Source organism: Streptomyces sp. NPDC055103 (genome assembly GCF_053607625.1).
Map to the genome: position 1 here is coordinate 42586 of NZ_JBSGTX010000004.1, position 21576 is coordinate 64161.

Annotated in this window: 15 protein-coding genes; 3 read left to right on the forward strand and 12 right to left on the reverse strand. The window is 73.4% G+C overall.

What is annotated here, in order from left to right:
• Window position 1: 1 nt before the first annotated feature.
• The 11 genes from ACWFR1_RS04330 to ACWFR1_RS04380 form a co-directional block, all read right to left on the reverse strand.
• A complete protein-coding gene (locus ACWFR1_RS04330) occupies window positions 2-2506 on the reverse strand; it encodes a tetratricopeptide repeat protein (protein ID WP_453546571.1) in 2505 nt (834 codons plus the stop codon).
• A gap of 59 nt (window positions 2507-2565) precedes the next feature.
• Entirely contained in the window at window positions 2566-3843 is a 1278-nt protein-coding gene (locus ACWFR1_RS04335) for a hypothetical protein (RefSeq protein WP_453546304.1), read from the reverse strand.
• 55 nt (window positions 3844-3898) lie between these two features.
• Window positions 3899-4948: a glutamate ABC transporter substrate-binding protein gene (locus ACWFR1_RS04340; RefSeq protein ID WP_453546306.1), complete on the reverse strand. Its 1050-nt coding sequence runs from the start codon at window positions 4946-4948 to the stop codon at window positions 3899-3901.
• A gap of 11 nt (window positions 4949-4959) precedes the next feature.
• Window positions 4960-6390 carry a hypothetical protein gene (locus ACWFR1_RS04345; protein ID WP_453546308.1) on the reverse strand — a complete coding sequence of 477 codons (1431 nt, stop codon included), beginning with the start codon at window positions 6388-6390 and terminating at the stop codon, window positions 4960-4962.
• A 298-nt stretch (window positions 6391-6688) separates the two neighbouring features.
• Window positions 6689-7768 carry an N-acetylglucosamine kinase gene (locus tag ACWFR1_RS04350; protein ID WP_453546310.1) on the reverse strand — a complete coding sequence of 360 codons (1080 nt, stop codon included), beginning with the start codon at window positions 7766-7768 and terminating at the stop codon, window positions 6689-6691.
• Complete coding sequence (locus tag ACWFR1_RS04355) at window positions 7759-9024, reverse strand: 6-phospho-beta-glucosidase (protein ID WP_453546313.1); 1266 nt, start codon at window positions 9022-9024, stop codon at window positions 7759-7761. The genes ACWFR1_RS04350 and ACWFR1_RS04355 overlap by 10 nt, the downstream gene beginning before the upstream one ends.
• Window positions 9025-9031: 7 nt before the next feature.
• Window positions 9032-9937, reverse strand: a complete 906-nt coding sequence (locus tag ACWFR1_RS04360; RefSeq protein ID WP_453546316.1) for a carbohydrate ABC transporter permease — start codon at window positions 9935-9937, stop codon at window positions 9032-9034.
• A gap of 3 nt (window positions 9938-9940) precedes the next feature.
• Window positions 9941-10939 (reverse strand): carbohydrate ABC transporter permease, encoded by a 999-nt coding sequence (locus tag ACWFR1_RS04365; RefSeq protein WP_453546318.1) that lies wholly within the window; start codon window positions 10937-10939, stop codon window positions 9941-9943.
• Window positions 10940-10958: 19 nt separating this feature from the next.
• The gene (locus tag ACWFR1_RS04370; protein ID WP_453546320.1) at window positions 10959-12296 is read right to left on the reverse strand and encodes an ABC transporter substrate-binding protein; all 1338 of its coding nucleotides are present in this window, start codon (window positions 12294-12296) and stop codon (window positions 10959-10961) included.
• A gap of 73 nt (window positions 12297-12369) precedes the next feature.
• Window positions 12370-13584 (reverse strand): ROK family transcriptional regulator, encoded by a 1215-nt coding sequence (locus tag ACWFR1_RS04375; RefSeq protein ID WP_453546322.1) that lies wholly within the window; start codon window positions 13582-13584, stop codon window positions 12370-12372.
• 236 nt (window positions 13585-13820) lie between these two features.
• Window positions 13821-14900, reverse strand: coding sequence for a mechanosensitive ion channel family protein (locus ACWFR1_RS04380; protein WP_453546324.1), 1080 nt, complete (start codon window positions 14898-14900; stop codon window positions 13821-13823).
• Window positions 14901-15137: 237 nt separating this feature from the next.
• On the opposite strand from ACWFR1_RS04380, the gene ACWFR1_RS04385 reads away from it, so the two are divergent.
• Window positions 15138-15701: an HNH endonuclease gene (locus tag ACWFR1_RS04385; protein WP_376405808.1), complete on the forward strand. Its 564-nt coding sequence runs from the start codon at window positions 15138-15140 to the stop codon at window positions 15699-15701.
• A 74-nt stretch (window positions 15702-15775) separates the two neighbouring features.
• On the opposite strand, the gene ACWFR1_RS04390 is transcribed toward ACWFR1_RS04385, so the two are convergent.
• The gene (locus tag ACWFR1_RS04390) at window positions 15776-18955 is read right to left on the reverse strand and encodes a beta-N-acetylglucosaminidase domain-containing protein (RefSeq protein ID WP_453546326.1); all 3180 of its coding nucleotides are present in this window, start codon (window positions 18953-18955) and stop codon (window positions 15776-15778) included.
• 280 nt (window positions 18956-19235) lie between these two features.
• Here ACWFR1_RS04390 and ACWFR1_RS04395 point away from each other — a divergent pair, with 280 nt between their 5' ends.
• Window positions 19236-19436: a hypothetical protein gene (locus tag ACWFR1_RS04395; protein WP_329623427.1), complete on the forward strand. Its 201-nt coding sequence runs from the start codon at window positions 19236-19238 to the stop codon at window positions 19434-19436.
• 1 nt (window position 19437) lies between these two features.
• Complete coding sequence (gene malQ / locus ACWFR1_RS04400) at window positions 19438-21570, forward strand: 4-alpha-glucanotransferase (protein ID WP_453546328.1); 2133 nt, start codon at window positions 19438-19440, stop codon at window positions 21568-21570.
• The last annotated feature ends 6 nt before the right edge of the window (window positions 21571-21576 follow it).

Genomic DNA, 21576 nt, shown 5'->3' on the forward strand with positions numbered 1-21576 from the left:
CTCACACCCACGTCCGGGGGCGGAAGCGGTTGGCCCGCTCCACCAGTTCGATCCTCTCCTCGCCCCGCTGGGCGAGCCGGGCCAGCACCCGGTACGAGCGTTCGAGGCCGAAGCGCAGTCCGCGCTCGTCCAGTTCACTTCCGAGCAGCAGCGCGCCGCCGCCCGGTGCCGCACCGGGACTCCCGGAGAGTACCCAGTCGAGGGCCGTCCCGAGGACCTCCGTCGACAACTGCTCGCGGCGCACCGCGTCGAGACCGAAGCCCTGGAGCGCGGACACCTGCGCCGCGGCGGCCGTCAGCTCGGCGCCGATCGGCTCGTGCGCCGGGCGCCGCCGCAGCCGCGCCCGCACGGCCGCGACCCGGGCCGCCGTGTAGTGGATCGAGGCCTCCGGCACGGACTCCAGGGTCCGTACGGCTCCGGTGCGGTCGCCCGCCGCGAGCTGCACCCGGGCGAGACCGAAGGCCGCGCTGACGAAGCTCGGGTCGGTGGCCCACACCAGGCGGTAGTACTCGGCGGCGTTGTCCAGCTGGCCGAGCACCTCGGCGCAGATCCCCAGGGCCAGCTTGGGCGACGGCTCCCCGGGGAAGGCGTCGTAGACCGCGTCGAAGGCCAGCGCCGCGTGCTCGTGGTCCCCGGTCACCAGCGAGGTCACGCCCCGGTACCAGACCACCCGCCAGTCGTCCTGGTCCCGCTCCTCAAGACCCGCGAGGGTCCGTACGGCGGTGGCCGCGTCGCCCAGCTCCAGATGGGCCCGGAGGGTGCGCAGCCGCAGTTCGGTGGAGGGCGCGGGCGCGGCCTGGAGCGCGCCGAGCAGCTCGGCCGGGGCGGCGGCGAGCAGACCGGCGAGGAATCCGGCGTTCGGGTCGCCCGTGTCGACGCGCGGCACGGGCAGCGCGAGCGCGGTGGCGGGCGCGTCGACCGCGGCGAGCAGCCACCCGAGCCCGGGCCCGCCCGGCCCGCCGGGCGCCGGCCCTGACCCGGCCGGCCGGGCCCCCGGCGCGCCGCCCTGTCGCCCGCCGCCCCGCTTCCCGGCACCCTTGCGGGCCCCGAGCAGCGACACGTCGTCCGTCAGCTCGGCGAAGAGCGCGGTGTCCGTCACCCGGACCTCCGTGCCGAAGAGCGTCGAGAGCGCGGGACGCGGACGCCCCGACTGGAGCGCCACCACCTCCCGCAGGACGCCCGTCAGCTGCTCCGCCATCTCCTGCGCGGAGGAGAACCGCCGCGCCGGGTCCGGATCCGTGGCGCGGACCAGGAAGCGGTAGAACGACTCGTACGTCCGGAAGACCTCGATGTGCTCCGGGTCGGGCAGCGAGTCCAGGAACACGTTCGTGTAGCCCTGGAAGTCGAAGGTCATCACGGCCAGCGTCCGCGCCACCGTGTACAGGTCGCTGGCGACCGACGGGCCGACCTCGGCCACCTCCGGCGCCTGGTAGCCGACCGTGCCGTAGATCGCCGACTCGTCGTCGTCCATCCGCCGGACCGCGCCCATGTCGATGAGCTTCAGCTGGTCCTCGGTCTGGATGGCGTTGTCGACCTTGAAGTCGCAGTACAGAAGGTTCCGGCTGTGCAGATGGCCGAGCGCCTCCAGGGCCTCGATCCCGTACGCGCAGGCCTGCTCCACCGGCAGCGGGTCGCGCCGGCCGTCCGGGGTACGCCGGTCGTTGGCGATCTCCTTGAGCGACTTGCCGCCGACGTACTCCATGACGATGTACCCGTCCATGGAGCCGGTGCGCTGGTCGAGGTGCTCGACGAAGTTGTAGATCCGGACGATGTTGGAGTGCTCGATCTCGGCGAGGAAGCGGCGCTCCGAGATGGCCGCGGCCATCGCGTCCTGGTCGCCGGTGTCGAGCAGGCCCTTGAGCACCACCCAGCGGTCGGAGACCGCCCGGTCGACGGCGAGGTAGACCCAGCCGAGGCCGCCGTGGGCGAGGCAGCCCGCGACCTCGTACTGACCGTGGACGATGTCCCCGCCGCGCAGCTTCGGCACGAAGGAGTACGGGTGCCCGCACTTGGTGCAGAAGCCCTCCGTACGGCCCGGCCGGTCGCCGCGCGAACGGCCCACCGGGGCCCCGCAGTCGGAACGGGAGCAGAAACGCTTCCGCTCGGGAACCTCCGGGTTCTCCATCACCGCGCCCCGCGGGTCGGGACGCGGCACCTCGGGGATCGTCACCAGGCCCGCGCCCAGCCGGTTCCGGCCGGACTGCCCGGTCGACGTGCCCGAGCTGCGCACCGACACCGAGCGGCCCCCGGAGGTCCCGGAGAGCGAGCGCGAGAGGCGGCCGGAGACCGAACGGCGGGAGGTCGACGAGCGGGACGAGGCCCGCGAGGACGCCCGCGAGCTCCGCGAGGAGCTCGAATCGGGCCCCCCGACACCTGACCCGATGCCGCCCGTACCGGTTCCTCTGCCGGGTACGGCCATGCCCGTCGGCGTCGAACCGATCAGCCCTCCGGGAGCGACGACCGGGGCGAGCCCGCAGGTGTCGCAGTACAGCTCGCCGCCTCCCATGTCCTCGTACGCGCCCTCGCACGAGGGACGCTGACAGCTCCCCACACCCGTCTCCCCGCTCACCACTGTCGTCCTCCGGCATCTCTCGGGCCGGACAGTACGTCCGCCGCGGCCTGCTGGTAGCGCAGCACGGCCTGCTCCGCGACCCGCAGGTCGCAGGGCGCGCTCCACAGCATCCGGCGTGCCGTGTCGTACCGCTCGATGAGCAGCGGGTCCTCCGCCGCTCCGAGCCGTGCCACCTTCGCCTTGTACGCGTCGAGCCGGCCGCGCAGCTCCGCCCGGACCGCGAGCGGCGCCGTGACCGCGGTCAGCGACTCCCGGGCCCGCATCAACTCGTCCTCCGCCTCCCGCTCCAGGGACTCCAGGAGCGGAGAGAGCCGGTGCCACCGCTGGTGCCTGCGGTACTCGGCGGCGGCCGCGAGCCGCTCCTGGAGCGCCGTCGGCGGCCCGCTGACGGCCGGCACCTCGGAGGCGGCGATCTTCGCGAGGACCTCGCCGCGCGCGGACCGCGCCTCGGCGAGCGTCCGGTCCGCGCGGGACAGCACGTCCCGCAGCCTCAGCAGCCGGTCCTCGGAGTCCTGCCGGACCGCGAGGACCGCCTCGATCTCGCGCCGGATGTCCTCAAGGGCCAGGGCCGCCCGGTCGTACCGCGCGGTGTCGGGCCGGCCACCGCCGGGCGCCGAACTGCCCATGGCGGGCTGCCAGAAGGCGAGCGGATCGGTCACGACCTGCGAGCGCAGCGCGGTCAGCTCGGCCGTGATGTCCTCCAGCTCGTCGCCGGCCGGGTGCTCCCCGGGCCGCACGCCGACCGAGTGCGCGAGCGAACGCGTCCGGCCCAGCTCCGCGGCGAGCAGGTCTATCCGGGCCGGCAGCGCCGACCAGACGGCGTCGGCCGTGACGACCACGTCGAGCGAGGAGGCGTACAGCTCGTTCATCCGGCGGACGAGCCCTTCGAGCGTGAACCGCTCGGAGAGCAGCCCCTGTTCCCCCGCCCCGCCCGCGACGAGCACGCTCTCGCCGCGCAGCCGGTCGGTGAGCTCCACGAGCTCGTCCCGGCCGGGCCAGCGGCGCCGCGCCCGCACCTCACGGGCCTCGCGGAGTGCGCTCGTGTACACGTCGAAGCAGGTCCAGAGCAGGGTGATGGTCCGCTCGGCGCCCGCCCAGCGGTCCCGGGTCGTGCCGGTCAGCTCCGCCCCTTCGAGCAGTCTGCGGCCCGCGTGGTCCTGGAGCGCGAGGAGCGAGTCCTCGACCGCCTTGTGCTCGGCGCCGAGCCGCGCCAGCGCACGGTCCACCTCGTCCCGGTCCATCACCGGCCCAGGAGGCCCCGTGACGCCCATCGATCACCTCTTCCGCCGCGCGTACAGCGGCTGTTCGCAGGGGCTGTCGGCCGGGTCACTTGTACCGGGGAACGGGCGGCCCGGATATCCCGGGCAGGTCCGCCTTGAGCCAGCGCTCGTACGCCTTCTGCCAGGGGCCGTTCCGGTAGTCCACGAGGACCTTGTTGACCCGGCGGACCAGGTCGTCGTTCCCGAGCTTGGCGGCTACTCCGTAGTACTCCGTCGTGAAGGGCGTGCCCTTGAGCTCGACCGCGGGGTCCTGGGCGGCCTGGCCGGCCGCGAGCGCGTTGTCGGTGACGACCGCGTCGACCTCGCCGAGCTGGAGCCGGGCCAGACAGTCCAGCTGGTTGGGGACGGTCAGCAGGTCCTTGTCGTCCTTCGTGCCGTCGGCCTCGTCCTTGAAGACCGCGCCGAAGGACTTCTCCTCCAGCGCCTCGTAGGCCGTGGACCCCTCGGCGGTGCAGATCCGCTTGCCGCTCAGCGAGGCGTCGTAGCCCGTGATGTCCTTGGCGAGCTTGGGCGCGAGGACCTGCTGCCCGGCCTGGAAGTAGGCGGTGGAGAAGGCGACCTGCTGGATCCGCTTGCAGTTGATCGTCATCGTGCGCACGACGAGGTCGACCTTGCCGCTGTCCAGGGCGGCGATCCGCTGGTTCGTCGGGATCGCCCGGAAGATCACGGCGTTCTCGTCGCCGAGGATGTCCCGCGCGATGGCCCGGGCCAGATCGATGTCGAACCCCTCCAGCGTGCGGCTCTCCGGATTCCGGTAGCCCCAGCGGTAGCTGGACTGGTCGACGCCGACGACGAGCTTCCCGCGGTCCTTGATCGCCTGGATCGAGGGGCCGTCCGCGCCGTCGGGGCGGAGCGAGGCGTCCGGGTTCTCGCACGTGTCGGCCTTGGCCTGGGTGCCGACCTGCACGCCGGTGCCCACGCCGGGACCCGGGCCGGTCCTCGCGGGCGCGGCGTCCGCGCCGCTCCCCTCGTGTGCCAGCGGCAGCAGCGTCAGCGAGGCGGTGAGCCCACAGGCCACGGCCATGGCGGCGACCCCGCCCCAGCCCCGCAGCCGCCGTGCGGCCCGCCGCGTCAGCGGGTCCGTGCCGTTCGGCATCGCGCCCCCTCTCACCGGTACTCCGACAGTCTGCGGTTGATGCCGAGCACGGCGCCCGCCGCCCCCAGGATCCCGAGCCCCGCCGCGCCGAGCGGCAGCGCCGTCAGCGCGTCCCTGGCGTCCCCGGCGGAGCGGGTGAACTCGGCCTGCTCGTGGGCGAGGGCCCGCTCCAGGGCGGCGTCGACCTGGTCGAAGGACTGGCCCGTCGTCCTCTCCGGTCCGACGATCAGTCCCAGCGCGCCCTCGTAGTTGCCGGCCTCGTCCTCGGCGCGGGCGGCCTTGTGGCGCTTCTGCCAGTCGTCCGTCCGCTCCTTCGCCTCGTCCACCGGGCCGCGCCCGGCGTCGTCGTCGGCGAGCTCCCGGGCCGAGGCGAGCGCGGTCGTCAGGGCGGTCATGCTCGCCGTGTAGTCCGCCTCGTACTTGTCGTTCTTGCCGTCCTCCGTGAGGACGGCGCCCCGGGCGACCACCGTGAGGTTCTCGTTGGCGCGGGCCGTGAGCGAGCTGATCCGGGCCTCGTTGAGCAGCTGGAGGGACTCCTGCCCGTGCGCCCGCGCGGAGCTGAGATCGGCCCGCACGACCGTGTGCGCGGCGAGGAGCCAGACCAGTACGACCAGTGAGGCGGCGGTGGCGGCGAGGAGACCCTGGTTGAACACCCGGTGGGTGCGGGCGTAGTTCCGGCGCTGCGCCCAGGCCAGTACGGCGAGGGCGAGCAGGCCGAGCGCCAGCGACAGGAAGGGCCAGGTGCGGGCGGAGTCGTCGTCCTCCTGGAGCCGCCGGGTCTCCGCCGCGTACAGCCGCTCGGCGGCGGGCAGCAGTTCACCGGTCATCTGCTGGTTCGCGTACCGCAGATAGGCCCCGCCGAGGGGCAGGCCCTGCCGGTTGGCGGCCCGGGCGCGCTCGATCAGGCCGGTGTAGCGCGGCAGTTGGACGTTGAGCGTGGCGATCTCGCGGGCCGACTCGCTCGCACCCTCGGTGTTCGCCGCGGCCTTCACGAGGAGCCGGGCCGCGGTGGCGATGTCCTCGTCGTACCGCTTCCGGGACTCCGCGGGCTCCAGGGTGCCCGCGAGGAAGCCGCTGGCGGCGGTCGTGTCCGCGTCGGCGAGGGAGCGGTAGACGGCGGCGGCGTCGGCGCTCAGCGGCTGGCTGCGGCTGACCACGTCGTCGGCGGCGGAGCCGCGGTCGGCGACCTCCAGGGCGGTGACGGCCCCGAACGCGACGACGAGCAGCGCCAGTACGGCCCCGAGGATCTGGAGCCGGCCGGGCTCGGTCGTCGCGGCCTCCCGGAGCCGCTCCCGGCCCACGGCCCAGGCCCCGCGTCCCGCGGGCGGGCCGCCCGCGGGCACGGCCGACGGCTGCGCGGGCACCGTGCCCGGGCGCGCCGGCGCGGGCGCCGTGCCCTGCGCCGTCGCCGGTGCTGCGGGCGCGTTCGGCGGGTATGTCACTTGACCTCCCCCTGGGTCGCTGACGTCGGTCCGTCCGGCCAGCAGTATGGCCTCAGGGGCCCGATCGCACACCGGGATTGACTCGATCTTGTTCCTATCGTGCCCCATGCCCCCGGCACATCCGCGGGCGAGCCCCCTCACCTTGAATACGTCCCCCGGCGGCGATCGGTTCCGTGTCCGGCGTCGCTCGAACAGGTGAACATGCGTGCGGGGCGCCTCTTCGGAGAGAAGAAGCACCCCGCACGCACGCCACACACGTCACTCACGCCACGCGGGCCATTCACGCCACGCGGACCGCTCAGGCCCCGTAGTGCTCCCGGAGCCGGGCGGCCGCCGCCGGAGCCGCCGCCACCTCGTCCAGGGCGAGCAGCCCGGCCCCGAGGACCGGCGGCGCGGTGACGAAGCCGATCGTCGCCTTCGGCGCCCGGGTGCCGAGGAGCGCGACGATCCGGTCCTCCAACTGCGGGTGCCGCGCGGCGAGGACGCTGCCGCCCAGCATCACGGGCGCCTCCTCGCCGAGCAGCCCGAGCCGGCTCAGCGCCACCGACGACAGGGCGACGACCTCCTCGGCGAGCCGGTGCACGAGCGCCAGCGCGACCGGGTCGCCCTCCGCGCTCACCCGGAACAGCACGGGCGTCAGCTCGTGCCGCCGCTCGAACGGGATCCGGCCCAGGTGCAGCGCCTCGATCAGCTCGTACATCGTCTCCAGACCGAAGTGCGCGGGCAGCGCGCGCGCCAGTTCGGTCCGCTCACCGCGCCCGTCCTCGGCGCGCGCCCCGCACCAGAGCGCCTCCTCGGCCATGCCGCTGCCGCCGCCCCAGTCGCCGGAGATCTTCCCGATCGCGGGGAACCGCGCGGTCCGTCCGTCCGGGGTCATCCCGACGCAGTTGATCCCGGCGCCGCACACCACCGCCACACCGCGCGGCTCGTCGAGACCGGCCCGCAGGATGGCGAACGTGTCGTTGTGCACCCGTACGGACGGGCTCCAGTCGCGCGCCACGAGCGCGGTCCGCAACTCCGCCTCCTCGACGGGCAGATCGGCGTTGGCGAGACAGGCCGCGACATGCGCGAAGACGGGCGCGCGACCGCCACCCCCGCCCGAAAGCCCCCCGCCCGAAAGCCCCCCGCCCGAAAGCCCCCCGCCCGAAAGCCCCCCGCTCGGAAGGCCCCCCTCCTGAAGCCCGCCCCCGCCCGCCTCGGCCCACGCCCGGCCGACGATCTCCGCGAGCGCGTCGACCGCCGCCGCCACCCCCACCCGAGGGGGCTGGAAACCGCCGCCGCGCGCCGCGCCGAGGACGGTGCCGTCCGGGGCGACGACGGCGACGTCGGTCTTGCTGTTGCCGGCGTCGATGGCCAGCAGCGTTCCGTTCAGGCCCACGCGAGGTGCTCCCGGTTGTGCGCGATCAGCCGGTCCGTGAGGCCCTCGGCGTACGCGTACTGCCCGACCAGCGGGTGCGCGAGCAGCGCCTTGAAGACCCGGTCGCGGCCACCGCGCAGCGCGGCCTCCAGGGCCAGGTCCTCGTAGGCGGTGACGTTCGCGATGAGCCCGGCGTACAGCGGGTCCACCGGCGCGACCGGCAGCGGCGCCGCGCCGTCCCGGCCCACCGCGGCCTGCGTCTCGATGACGGCGTCGTCCGGCAGGAACGGCAGCGTGCCGTTGTTGTACGTGTTCACCACCTGGTACGGCGAACCCCCGCCGCCGAGGAGGGACGCGGCCAGGTCCACGGCCGCCTCCGAGTAGAAGGCGCCGCCGCGCTTGCCGAGCAGCGCCGGCTTCTCGTCGAGTGCCGGGTCCCCGTACATCTCCAGGAGTTCTTTCTCCATCGCCGCGACCTCGGCGGCCCGCGAGGGCTTGGTGCCGAGCTCGCGGACCACCTCGTCGTGCGCGTAGAAGTACCGCAGGTAGTACGAGGGGACGACGCCGAAGCGGTCCATGACCAGGCGCGGCAGGTGCAGGTCGCCGGCGATGGCGTCGCCGTGCTCGGCGAGCAGCCGCGGCAGGACGTTCTCGCCGTCCGGCCCGCCGAGCCGTACGCCCGTCTCCCACGTCAGGTGGTTGAGCCCGACGTGGTCGAGGTGGATCGCGGACGGGGCGACGTCGAGGAGCTTCGCGAACTTCCGCTGGAAGCCGATGGCGACGTTGCACAGGCCGACGGCCTTGTGCCCGGCCTGGAGCAGCGCGCGCGTGACGATGCCGACGGGGTTGGTGAAGTCGATGATCCAGGCGTCCGGGTTGGTGCGCCGGACGCGCTCGGCGATGTCCAGGACGACCGGGACGGTCCGCAGCGCCTTGGCGAGGCCGCCGGCGCCGGTGGTCTCCTGGCCGACGCAGCCGCACTCCAGCGGCCAGGTCTCGTCCTGGTTCCTGGCGGCCTGGCCGCCGACGCGGAGCTGGAGCAGGACGGCGTCCGCGCCCTCGACGCCGGCGTCCAGGTCGGAGGTGGTGACGATCTTTCCGGGGTGGCCCTGCTTGGCGAAGATGCGCCGGGCGAGCCCGCCGACGAGTTCGAGCCGCTCGGCGGCCGGGTCGACGAGGACGAGTTCGGTGATGGGCAGGGTGTCGCGCAGCCGCGCGAATCCGTCGATCAGTTCGGGGGTGTAGGTGGAGCCGCCCCCCACGACAGCGAGCTTCATGTGTGATTCAGCCCTTCACTCCGGTCAGTGTGACTCCCTCGACGAACGCCTTCTGGGCGAAGAAGAAGACGAGGATCACAGGGGCCATGACCAGGACGGTCGCGGCCATGGTCAGATTCCAGTCGGTGTGGTGCGCGCCCTTGAAGGACTCCAGGCCGTAACTCAGGGTCCAGGCGGCCGGGTTCTCGGAGGCGTAGATCTGCGGCCCGAAGTAGTCGTTCCAGCAGTAGAAGAACTGGAACAGGGCGACGGCGGCGATGCCGGGCTTGGCCATCGGCAGCACGATGCGTATCAGGGTGCGGAACTCGCCGCAGCCGTCGATCTTCGCGGACTCGATGTACTCGTTCGGGATCGTCAGAAGGAACTGACGCAGCAGGAAGATGGCGAAGGCGTCGCCGAAGGCCATCGGGACGATCAGCGGCCACAGCGTGCCGGAGAGGTCCATCTGCTTGGCCCAGAACAGGTACATGGGGATGATCACGACCTGCGGCGGCAGCATCATCATCGAGATGACGAGCAGCAGCGACAGGTGCCGGCCGCGGAAGCGGAACTTGGCGAGCGCGTACGCCACGGGGACCGAGGACACCACGACGAGCGCGGTGCCGAGGCCCGCGTAGAGCAGGGAGTTCTTCCACCAGGTGAGGAAGCCGTCGGTCTCGAAGACCTTGACGTAGTTGTCCCAGTGCCAGGAGTCCGGGGTGAGGTCCCGGGTGAGCGCCTGCTGGTCGCTCATCAGGGAGGTGAGGAAGACGAAGACGAACGGCAGCACGAAGAACAGGGCCGCGGCGATGCCGAGCGAGTGCACGGCGATCCAGTGCAGCAGCGCCTTGCGGCGGGCGGTCCTCGCGACGGGGCTCGCCTTCGTGGCCGGGCTCGCCTTCGTGGGGCGGTCGGGGAGTGTCGCGGTCGTCATGGTTCAGTCACCCGAGCCGATCAGGCCGCCGCGCCGGCGCATGAGGAGCGCGGTGAAGGCCATGGAGAGGGCGAAGAGTACGAGTGCCACCACGCACGCCGCGCCGTAGTTGAACTGGCTGAAGCCGAGGCTGTAGACGAGCTGCGGGAGCGTGAGCGTGGAGTCGTCCGGGTAGCCGGGCTGGAAGGCCGCTCCGGAGCCGCCCATCTTCCCCGAGGCGACCTTGGCGGCCACGATCGGCTGGGTGTAGTACTGCATCGCGCCGATGATCCCGGTGACGACCGCGAAGAGCACGATCGGCGAGATGTTCGGCAGGGTGATGTAGCGGAACCGCTGCCACCCGGACGCGCCGTCCAGCTCGGCCGCCTCGTACTGCTCCTTCGGTACGTCGAGCAGCGCGGCCATGAAGATGACCATGAGGTCGCCGACGCCCCACACGGCGAGGACGGTCAGGGCCGGCTTGGCCCAGTCGGCGTCGTTGAACCAGGAGGGGGCGGGGACGCCGACCGCCTCCAGGAACGAGTTGACCGGTCCGGTCCCGGGGTTGAGCAGGAAGACGAATGCCAGGGTGGCGGCCACGGGCGGGGCCAGGTACGGCAGGTAGAAGAGGGTGCGGAACACGCCCGCGCCCGTCTTGATCCTGGTGATGAGCATGCCGATGCCGAGGCCGAAGAGCACCCGGCAGGAGACCATCACGACGGCCAGCCAGAGGGTGTTCTGCATCGCCGGCCAGAACTTGGGCAGGTCGGAGAAGACGTACGTCCAGTTCTCCACGCCCCGCCAGGTCGGCGGGTTGAGGCCGTCGTACCGCATGAACGAGAAGTACAGCGTGGAGAGGAGCGGATAGGCGAAGGAGAAGCCGAATCCGATCAGCCAGGGCGACATGAACAGTGCGGTGCGCAGCGCGTTGCGCCGGCGCTTCGACCGCAGGGTGTTCCGCCCCTCCGGGGAGGCGACGGCAGGGGCCGCCGCCTCCTTCGCGGGCAGGGTGTCCGTGCTCATGGGTGTGTGGTCCCGGCCGTCACTTCGCCGCGGCGATGTCGCGGTCGATCTGGGCCGCCGTGTCGGCGAGACCCTTCTTCAGGTCCGTGACCTGGCCCTTCTCGTACTTGTGGGCGAGGTCGGAGAGGGTCTCCTGGTAGGTGGCGCCGTTCACCGCGCCGGTCATGGTGGTCGACTCGGGGTGCTGGGCGATGTCCAGGAAGGTCTTGAAGCGGTCGTCGAACTTCAGGTTCGGCGACTTCAGCGCCTCCAGGGTGGAGGGGACGTTGCCGATGCCGTTGGCGAAGCTCACCACGGCGTCGGTGTCCGTGGTCATGTACTTGATCAGTTCCCAGGCCGCGTTCTGCTTCTTGCTCTGCGGCGCGATGCCCATGATCGTGCCGGAGAGGTAGCCCTTGCCGTACTCGGCGAGCTCGTCGTCGGCGACGGGCATCGGCGCGACGCCGACCTCGAAGTCCACCTTGGCGTCCTTGACGAAGTTCAGCCGCCACTCGCCGTCCAGCTGCATGGCGACCTGGCCGGTGTGGAAGGGGTGCTTGGCGCCCCACTCGTCGCCGAAGGTCGTGCGGTACTTGTCGAGCTTCTTGAAGCCGCCCAGGGCGTCCACCAGGGACTTCTGGTAGGTCATCATCTCGGCGAACGCCGGGTCCTTGGCGATGTTCGACTTGCCGCTCTCGTCGAAGTACGTGTGGTCCCACTGCGACATGTAGTGCTCGACGACCGTCTCGTAGCCGAGGTAGTTCGGCATGAAGCCGAGCTGCTCGTACGAGTCGCCCTTGGCCTTGGTGAGCTTCTTGGCGACCTCGGTGAACTCGGACCAGGTCTTCGGCGGCGCCTTGATGCCGGCCTTCTCGAAGGCGTCCTTGTTGTAGTAGAGGCCGTACGCGTCGGAGAGCAGCGGCATCGCGCAGCGCTTGCCCTCGAACTGCGTGTACTCCTGGAGGACCTTCGGGAAGGTCTTGTCGAGGTCCAGCTTGGACTTCTCGATGAACGGCTTGAGGTCCGCGAGGGCGCCCGAGGCGCAGAACTTGCCGACGTTGGAGGTCGTGAAGGAGGAGACGACGTCCGGCCCGTTCGAACCGCCCGCGCGCAGCGCCTGGCCCAGCTTGTCGTCGTTGATGTCGCCGACGACCTTCACCTTGATGTTCGGGTGGGCCTTCTCGAAGCGGGCGACGTTGTCGTTGATCGCCTTGACCTCGGCGGGCGCCGACCAGCCGTGCCAGAAGGTGATCGTGGTCTTGGCGTTCGGGTCGTCGCTCGACTTGTTCTCGGTGGAGCCCGTACAGGCGGAGGCGAAGAGGGCGATCGAGGCGGTGGCGGCGAGCGCGGCGGCTGCTCTGCGCGGGTGTGCGGGCATGACGATGTCTCCCTGTGGCGAGGGGTGGAGGGGATACCGGGGAAGAGGACGAGTGGTGGGGCGGGGCGGTTGGTCAGCGCGAGGTGTCGAAGATCTCGTCGCGTGTGGTCGCGAGAGCGCTTTCGAGGGCGCCGCGCAGCACGGGGCGCCGGGGCACGGCGGCCAGGACGAGCCGCGGGCGGGAGGCCGCGAGCTCGGCGAGCTCGGACTGGACGCGGGTGCGGAGGGGTTCGCCGCCGGCGACGAGGATGTCACCGGAGAGCACGATGAGTTCGGGGTCGAGGACGGCGACGATCGAGGCGAGACCGGTGGCGAGGCGCTCGGCGTACCGGTCGAGCAGCTCCGCGTAGCGGGGGTCGTCCTCGTGGGTCTCGGCGGCCCGTGCCAGCAGGCCGCTCGCGACCTTCACGTACGGCTGCTCGGGCGTCTCGATCCCGGCGGCGCGGGCGATCCGCGGGACGGACTGCACACCGGCGAGCTCCTGGTAGCCGCCGGAGTTGGCCTTGGCGACCTGCCGGACCAGCGGGGTGCCGGGGACGGGCAGGAAGCCGACCTCGCCGGCGCCGCCGGTGAAGCCGCGGTGCAGGCGCCCGCCGAGGACGAGGGCGGCTCCCATGCCCGCCTCGTTCCACAGCAGGGCGAAGTCGGTGTGGCCGCGGGCGGCGCCCACGCGCTGCTCGGCGATGGCGACGAGGTTGACGTCGTTCTCGTACTCGAAGGGCATGGGCAGGGCGGCGGCCAGCTCCTCCAGGAGGGTGGGGGAGTGCCAACCGGGCAGGTGGGAGGCGTACCGCAGCCGTCCCGTGGCCGGGTCGAAGGCGCCGGGGGTGCCGATGACCAGGCGCCGCACCTCGGCGCCGGCGATGCCGGCCGCCTTGACGGCCCCGTCGAGGGCGTCGGTGACCTGGCGGACGACGCCGGTGGCGGAGCGTCCTGGGGTGCGGAGCTCGTACTCCCCGACGATCTCGCCGGTGACGTCGGCGACGGCGGCGTGGATGCGGTGCTCGTTGACGTCGAGTCCGGCGGCGTACGCGGCGCGCGCGTTCACGGCGTAGAGCTGGGCGTTGGGTCCTGGCCGGCCTTCGGTGGTGCCGGTGGCGACGACGAGCCCGGCGGCTTCGAGCCGGGCGAGCAGCTGGGAGGCGGTCGGCTTGGACAGGCCGGTGAGCTTGCCGATCCGGGTCCGCGAGAGCGGTCCGTGTTCGAGGAGCAGGTCCAGGGCGGCGCGGTCGTTCATGGCCCGCAGCACACGCGGCGTGCCGGGGGTTCCCGGGGTCGTACCGGCCATGAGGGGTGCACCTGCCCTTCCGAGCTGATCGGTTCCGGCCATTCTGCTGCCTGCCGGGGTCCGCTTCCTTCGTCACACTGTTAGGAAAGTTTCCTATTCGGTGGGAGGAAAATAAGGCGCCCGTCACCGGGCCGTCAATACCCGGGAACGCACGACGCCCCCGAAGGCAACCAAAGCGTTACCTGCGGGGGCGTCGTGTTCGGGGTCGTGTTCCGCCCGTACGCGTGACGTACGCGCTACTTCGTGAGGTCCGTCCTCGGCAGCGGGGTGGCCGCCGCCGACTGCGGGGAGGTCGTCGAGGCGAAGGCCGAAGGGGCCGCCATGCCGGCCGTCGGATCGGCCGCGGCCTCCTCGGCCTGGGTCGGAAGCCCGCCCACGATCCGGATGCCGGCCTCGTCCAGGCCCCGCTTGATGCGCCAGCGCAGCTCGCGCTCCACACCCAGCGCCTTGCCCGGCATCGTCTTCGCCGAGACCCGGACGGTCATCGAGTCGAGCAGCACCTCGTTCAGACCGAGCACCTCGACCGGCCCCCACAGGCGCTCGTTCCACGGCTCCTCCTTGGCCATGGAGTCCGCCGCCTCGGTGATCACCGACCGCACCCGCTCCAGGTCCTCCGTCGGCCGGACGGTCACGTCCACGGCCGCCGTCGCCCAGCCCTGGCTGAGGTTCCCTATGCGCTTGATCTCGCCGTTGCGGACGTACCAGATCTCGCCGTCCACACCGCGCAGCTTGGTCACCCGCAGGCCCACCTCGACGACCTCGCCGGAGGCCACGCCCGCGTCGACCGAGTCACCGACCCCGTACTGGTCCTCCAGGATCATGAAGACGCCGGACAGGAAGTCCGTGACCAGATTCCGGGCGCCGAAGCCGATCGCCACACCGGCCACACCGGCCGAGGCGAGCAGCGGCGCCAGATCGATCTTGAAGGCGCCGAGGACCATCAGCCCCGCCGTCCCCAGGATCAGGAACGACGCGACCGAGCGCAGCACCGAACCGATCGCCTCCGAGCGCTGCCGTCGCCGCTCGGTGTTGACGAGGAGACCGCCGAGCGCCGTCCCCTCCACCGCCTGCGCCGAACGGTTCATCCGCTCGATCAGCTTCGTCAGGGCACGGCGGACGGCCATCCGCAGCAGGAGCGCGACGACCAGGATCAGCAGGATGCGCAGCCCGGTGTTCAGCCAGGTGGACCAGTTCTGCTCCACCCAGCTCGCCGCGTTCGTGGCCTTCTCCGCCGCCTCGTCCAGGGTCACCGGCATGGGTTCGGGTTCGGTGGCAGCCGCTAGGGCGGACCAGGGCACGGGGCAACCTCCAGGCATCGCGTACGCAGTCCTTCCACACTAACGGGGCATCGGGCGTGGTCCTGTTGCCGTGTTCGAGGGAGAGACGGACCTCACCTGGGCAAGTACTGGGAGAGATGCCGATGTGGTCGAGAACACCCCGGGCCCGTCACCCCGGTTCCGATACGTGGTGGCGTTCCGACCAGGCATGAGGAGAGACTGAGAGCAGTTCGTCCCGGCGCGAGCCACGCGCCGCCGGCGCCATTGGAGGCATCCGTGCCGCATGTCCTGGTCCTCAACGCGTCGTACGAGCCGCTCGGCGTCGTACCGCTCCGCCGCGCACTCGTCCTCGTACTGGAGAATAAGGCTCTCTGCCTCGAGGAGTCCGGCGCCTTCCTGCACAGCGAGACCCAAGTCCTCCCCGCTCCCAGCGTGGTGCGACTGAAACGCTTCGTGCGGGTCCCCTACCGGGGGCCCGTTCCCCTGACCCGCAGGGCCCTCTTCGCCCGCGACGGCGGACGCTGCGTCTACTGCGGGGGTGTCGCGACCAGCGTCGACCACGTCGTCCCGCGCAGCAGAGGGGGCACCCACGCCTGGGAGAACGTGGTGGCGGCCTGCCGCCGCTGCAACCACGTCAAGGCCGACCGGCACCTGCGCGAGATCGGCTGGCGGCTGCGGCACCAACCGGCCCCGCCGACCGGTCTGGCCTGGCGGATCATCGGGACCGGCCACCGGGACCCCCGCTGGCTGCCCTACCTCCAGCCGTACGGTGCCGAGGACGTGATGGCCCGGATCGACTCCGTCGCGGACGCCCCTGTGAGGGCGCTGACGACGGGTTGAGCCGGGCCTTTCGCGTACCCGGGGCCTTCTCGCGTGTACGGGGCCTTCTCGCGTGTACGGGGACGGGGCACCCGTCAGGGGGTGTCCCGGTCCTCGGGCGTGCCCGCAGGCTGCTCGGGCTGTTCGGGCTCCTGAGGCTGCTCCGGCTTCTTCGGCGGGTCCTGCGGGGCCACCGCGTAGGTCTCCACCGACCAGAGCGAGTAGCCGTACTCCGTCGCCCGCTTCTCTCCCTGTATCCGCAGGAAGCGCGTGTCCGCCGCGTCCATCCGGACCGACTCCCGGCCGCCCCGGCCGTCCGTGACGGTCGCCGCCGTGCGCCAGACGCGGCCGTCGGCGGAGACCTGCACGCGGTAGCGGGAGGGGTACGCGTCCTGCCAGTGCAGCACCACCCGGCCTACCCGGGCGGGCTCGGCCAGCTCCAGCTGCCACCAGGCGCCGTCCTCGACCGGGGAGGACCAGCGGGTCGCCGCGTCGCCGTCCAGCGCCGCGGAGGCGGGGAAGTCCGGGGTCTCGTCGCCCGAGGAGGAGGCGGTCGCCGTGCGCGCCAGGTCCGGGCCCGCCGTGCGCGGGAAGGCCCGCACGGTAAGGACCCGCTCCTCGCCCGCGAAGGACACCGGCACCCGGTACGAACCGGCCGGCACGTCCGTGCCCACCGACACCTCCAGGGGGACGGTCGTCCGGGTGCCCCGCTCCACCACGGCCTGCCGCGGGAGCCGGACCGCGATCCCCTTGGGGGCCTTCGCCGTCATCGGCCCGCGGACCTCGCCCGCGCGCAGCCCCGTCAGCTCCACGTCCACCCGCTGCGCGGGCCCGCCGATCTCCGCGTCCGTCTCCGTGCGGGCCAGTTCCAGCCCGGCGCGCGGCCCGTCGGCGAACCACGGCACCAGCGAGCGCACGTCGGGCGCCGGTCCTTCGCCGCTCCAGACGACCCGCAGCGCCTCCGCGCGCAGGCCCTTCAGGTCGGTCTGCGTCCAGCCGGAGGCGGACAGCGGGCCGACCGCCCGCCAGCCCTCCCCGGCGACGTACGCCTCCACGCGCGCGTCCGTGCGCACGCGTGCGGCCGGGGCGGCGCCCGGCTCCGGGTCCGCCGTCGTGTCCGTACGGGCGGTCAGCACCGTCAGGGCCTCCACGGGCCGTGCCCGGTCGAGACGCACGGTGTACGAGTCGGGGGTGCGGTCGGCCTGACGCGCCGGGGTCCTGTCGGCGCCGGTCCAGGCCGCCGTCTCCGTCACCGCGCGCGTGAGGAACGGGTCGAGGACCCCGGCGCCGACGGTCACCCCGCTCGCCCCCAGGGCCTCCCTGAGCGGTTCGAGGCGCAGCTGGGCCTGCCAGGCCGCCGCGCCGTCGCCGCGCGCCTGGGCGAGCAGCATGTCGACCGCCGTCTCGCCCGCGAGGCCGTACCGCGAGAGCTGCTCCAGCCAGGGGCCCGTCTCGTCGTCCAGGGTGCCGCCCGCGGTGGCCGCGAGCCGCTCGGGGGCCCCGCGCATCACGGTGAACGCGGCCCGCAGTTCCCGTGCGGCCTTCTCCTTCGCGGCGGTGCCGGTGCCCGTGCGCGAGGACCAGAAGGCGGCCATGAGCGGCTTCAGATAGGCCGATTCGCCCTTCGGGTCGAGGATCGAGGAGGCGTCGTTCCCGGCGAGGGCCCGCAGCGCCTCGCGGGCGGCCGGGTCGGGGCCCGCGAGGTCGTCGACGGCGGCGCGCCAGGACTCCTGCGGCCGGTAGCCCTTCGGGTTCCAGGCGTAGTCGGCGGCGGTGAAGAGCGGGACGCGGGAGGCGGCCGGCTGCTCCATGGCCTGGGCGAGGAAGGCGGCGGAACCGGCGGCCACGGCCGGCTCGCGGCCCGTGGAGGGGCCGAGGAACAGCCGGCCCCGCGCGTAGTCGTTGACCGGGTAGTTGTCCATGGTGACCAGCGGGTGGTGGCCAAGCGCCTCCCGGGCCCCGGCCAGCTCGCCGCCGGTGATCGTGCGCGGGACGACCCCGACGCCCGTCCACGCGACCCGCACGTCCGCGTCGAGCGCCCCGGCGAGTTTCGCGCGGTAGTCGGTCGTACCGTCCTGGTAGTACTCCGTCGGCAGCACCGTCAGCGGTTCGCCGTCCGGGTGCCGTTCGGCGAGGTGACGGGCGACGGCGTTCGCCACGCGCGCGTGGGCGGCGGCCGCGCCCTCGGCGTCCCGGCCGAAGGCGTCGGCGTCCTTCGAGCAGTGCCACTCGCCGTAGCCGGCGTCCGGGAACTGGAGCTGGAAGGAGCGCACCCCGAGCGCCCACATCGCGTCGATCTTCCGCGTCAGGGCCGTCACGTCGGCGTCGGAGGCCAGGCACATGGACTGGGCGGGCGCCACGGCCCAGCCGAGCGTCACGTGGTTGGCGCGGGCCCGCTCGGCGAGCGCGCGGAACTCCTCCTGCTGCGCGGCCGGGTAGGGCTCGCGCCACTGCGCCTGGCGGTACGGGTCGCCGCCGGGCGCGTACAGATAGCGGTTCTGCTTGGTGTGGCCCAGGAAGTCGACCTGGGCGAGGCGCTGCTCCGGGCTCCAGGGGCGGCCGTAGAAGCCCTCGGTGAGGCCACGCTCGGCCGTGCCCGGCCAGTCGCGCACGACGACCCCGGGGATCTCCCCGCCGGCGCCGACGAGCTGACGCAGCGTCTGGACTGCGTGGAAGAGGCCGTCCTCGCCGACGCCGTCCAGGACGACCGTCTCCCGGCCCTGGAAGCGGCCCGTCGCGAGCCGGTAGCCGCCGCGCGGGAGATCGAGCCGCTCGGGCACGCGCAGGGCGGTCAGCGCCTCCTCGGCGGCCTCGCCGGAGGGTCCCGCGACCCGGAACATCGGGCCTCGGCCCGGGAGCCCGGTGTGGACGGTCCGTACCCCGGCGGCCGTGAGCAGCTCCCGCAGGGCGGTGAGGGCGTACGGATCGGCGTCGGCGTCCGCGAGCAGCGTGACCTCGCCCCCGAGGCGTACGGCGGGCCCGCGGCCGGTCAGCGACTGCGGCCGGGGCCAGACGGCGGGCGCGCCGGCGGCGGTGGTGGCCGCGGTCGTAGCGGTGGTGGCGGCAGCGGTCGGCGCGGGCGCGCGCGTGGCGGCCGACGAACCGGTCGTGGCGGGGGCCGTCGTGGCGGGGGAGGCCGGGGAGGCGGAGGGGGAGTCGGCCGCCGGCGGGACGGGAGCCGCGTGCACCGCGCCCGGGGTCGCGCCCCCGAGGAGTCCGCCGATGACGGCGGCGGCGACCGCCGTCGCCGTGCGCTTCCTGCGCCCGAGATGCACGGGAACTCCCTTCGACCCGGTCGGCGCCTCTGCCGGTCGGTCACGAGTGGGTCACGAGCCCACCACCCGTCGCACTGGGGTGTCAATGCGCGTGGTCGATGTGTCGGCTTTGCCCGGCGAGCCGTCACGGAGATGACGCCACTTCGCCACTTTCCGCCGGTAAAACGAGGTGCGGTGGGTAGGCCTAGGTGATGTCCGGTCGTGATCCGCCGGACCGCAGGCCGGCGCACCCGGCCGTTACCCGTAGCTCCACCTGTCGAGACGAAACCGGGAGACCCCCGTGACCACGACCGCCCGCCACCTCGGACGGATACGGATTCCTCAGCAGTCGGCAGGCCCCGACTCCCCGTTGACCAGCGAACCGCCGCTGCCCGACACGACGCCCCTCACCAGCGAGCCGCCCCTGACCGAGGCGGCCCCCCTCACCAGCGAACCCACCGTCCGCGGCAGTGCGGGCGGCACGGAGTCCCCCGGAGTGTGAAGTGACCCTGGCCCGTCTCGCCGCCCGTCACGGCGTCGCCACCGAGTACAGCCCCTCCGCGGGCGTCACCGTCGCCGTGCCGGACGCCGCCGTGGTGGCCGTCCTCGGCGCCCTGGGCGTGGACGCGACCACGCCGGAGGCGGTCGACGCCGCCCTCGAAGCGGCGGAACGGTTCGAGCGGGAGCGCCTGTTGCCCCCGACGCTGGTCCGGCGGCGGGGCGGGGAGCCCGTCCGCCCGCCGGCGGACCTGCCGCCCGGCACCCGCCTGCGGGTCACCACCGAGGAGGGTGCGGTCCTCACCGGTCCGGACTGGGAGCGGCTGCCCCTCGGCGTCCACGCCGTCGAGGCGCAGGCCCCCGACGGACGGGCCGCCACCGCCACCCTGATCGTGAGCCCCCCGCGCGTGCCCGTCCCCGGGCGGCGCGCGTACGGCCTGCTCGTCCAGCTCTACTCGCTGCTCTCCACCCGCTCCTGGGGCATGGGCGACCTCGGGGACCTGCGGGAGCTCGCCACCTGGGCGGGCCGGACGCACGGCGCCGGCTTCGTCCAGGTCAACCCGCTGCACGCGGGCGTGCCGGGGGCGCCGAGCGACCCCTCCCCGTACCGCCCCTCCTCGCGCCGCTTCCCGGACCCGGTCCATCTGCGGGTCGAGTCCGTCCCCGAGTACGCGTACGTGGACCCGGCCCGGCGCGAGGAGCTCGACCGGATCCTCGCCGAGGCGGCCGAACTGCGCGAACGGGTCCTCGGCAAGGGGGCGCTGATCGACCGTGACGCGGTGTGGGACGTCAAACGGCGGGCCCTGGAGCTCGTGGTCGGGGGCGTGGAGCTCGGGCCGGGAAGGCGGGCCGACTACCACGACTTCCTCGCCGAGCGGGGCCGCGCCCTGGAGGACCACGCCACCTACCAGGCCCTCGCCGAGCGGCACGGGCCCCACTGGCGCGCCTGGCCCGAGGCGCTGCGCGAGCCGCGCTCCGCGGAGCGCGCCGTGCGCGCCGACCCCGCCCTCGCCGCCCGGGTCGACTTCCACTGCCGGCTGGCCTGGCTGACGGACCGGCAGCTGGCCGAGGCCGCCGAGGCCGCCCGCGAGGCCGGGATGGAGGTCGGGATCGTCCACGACCTGGCCGTCGGCGTCCACCCGGAGGGCTCGGACGCCTGGGCCCAGCAGGAGGCCTTCGCGGCCGGCATGTCGGTCGGCGCCCCGCCCGATGCCTTCAACGCCCGCGGCCAGGACTGGGGCCTGCCGCCCTGGCGGCCCGACGCCCTCGCCGCCGCGGGCTACGCCCCGTACCGCGGCCTCCTGCGGGAACTCCTGCGGCACGCGGGCGCCCTGCGCATCGACCATGTGATGGGTCTGTTCCGGCTCTGGTGGGTGCCGGAGGGCAGCGAGCCGACCGGGGGGACGTACGTCCGGTACGACGCCGAGGCGATGCTCGCCGTCCTCGCCCTGGAGGCGCACCGCGCGGGGGCCCTCGTCATCGGCGAGGACCTCGGCACGGTCGAGCCGGGCGTACGCGAGGAGCTGTCCCGGCGCGGGGTGTTCGGGACGTCCGTGCTGTGGTTCGAGCGGGACTGGACGGGCACCGGCCGTCCGGTGCCCGCGGCGGAGTGGCGCGCGGAGTGCGTAGCCACCGCCACCACCCACGACCTGCCCCCGACGGCCGCCCGCCTCTCCGGCGACCACGTCGCCCTGCGGCACCGGCTCGGGCTCGTCGACGGCGACCCGGAGCGCGACCGGGCGGAGGACGCCGCCGAGACCACCGAGTGGCTGAGCCTGTTCCAGCGGCTCGGGCTGCTCCCGGAGGGCCCGGGGGACGAGGAGGCCGAGATCCTGGCCGTCCACCGGTTCCTGCTGGGCACCCCGGCCCGGATGGTGGGCGTGTGGCTGCCGGACGCGGTGGGGGACCGCAGGCCGCAGAACCTGCCGGGCACCTGGGACGAGTACCCCAACTGGCGGCTGCCGGTGGCGGGCCCGGACGGGCAGCCGCTCACCCTGGAGCGCCTCGCGGCCTCGCCCCGCGCCCATGCCCTGCTGCGCGAGCTGCACGCCCGTACGGACCCGGGAGGAGGGGCCGGGAACGCCCGTCAGGGCGCCGGGAACGCCCGTACGGTACCCCCGGGCGCGCGGTCCGTTTAGGTGTTC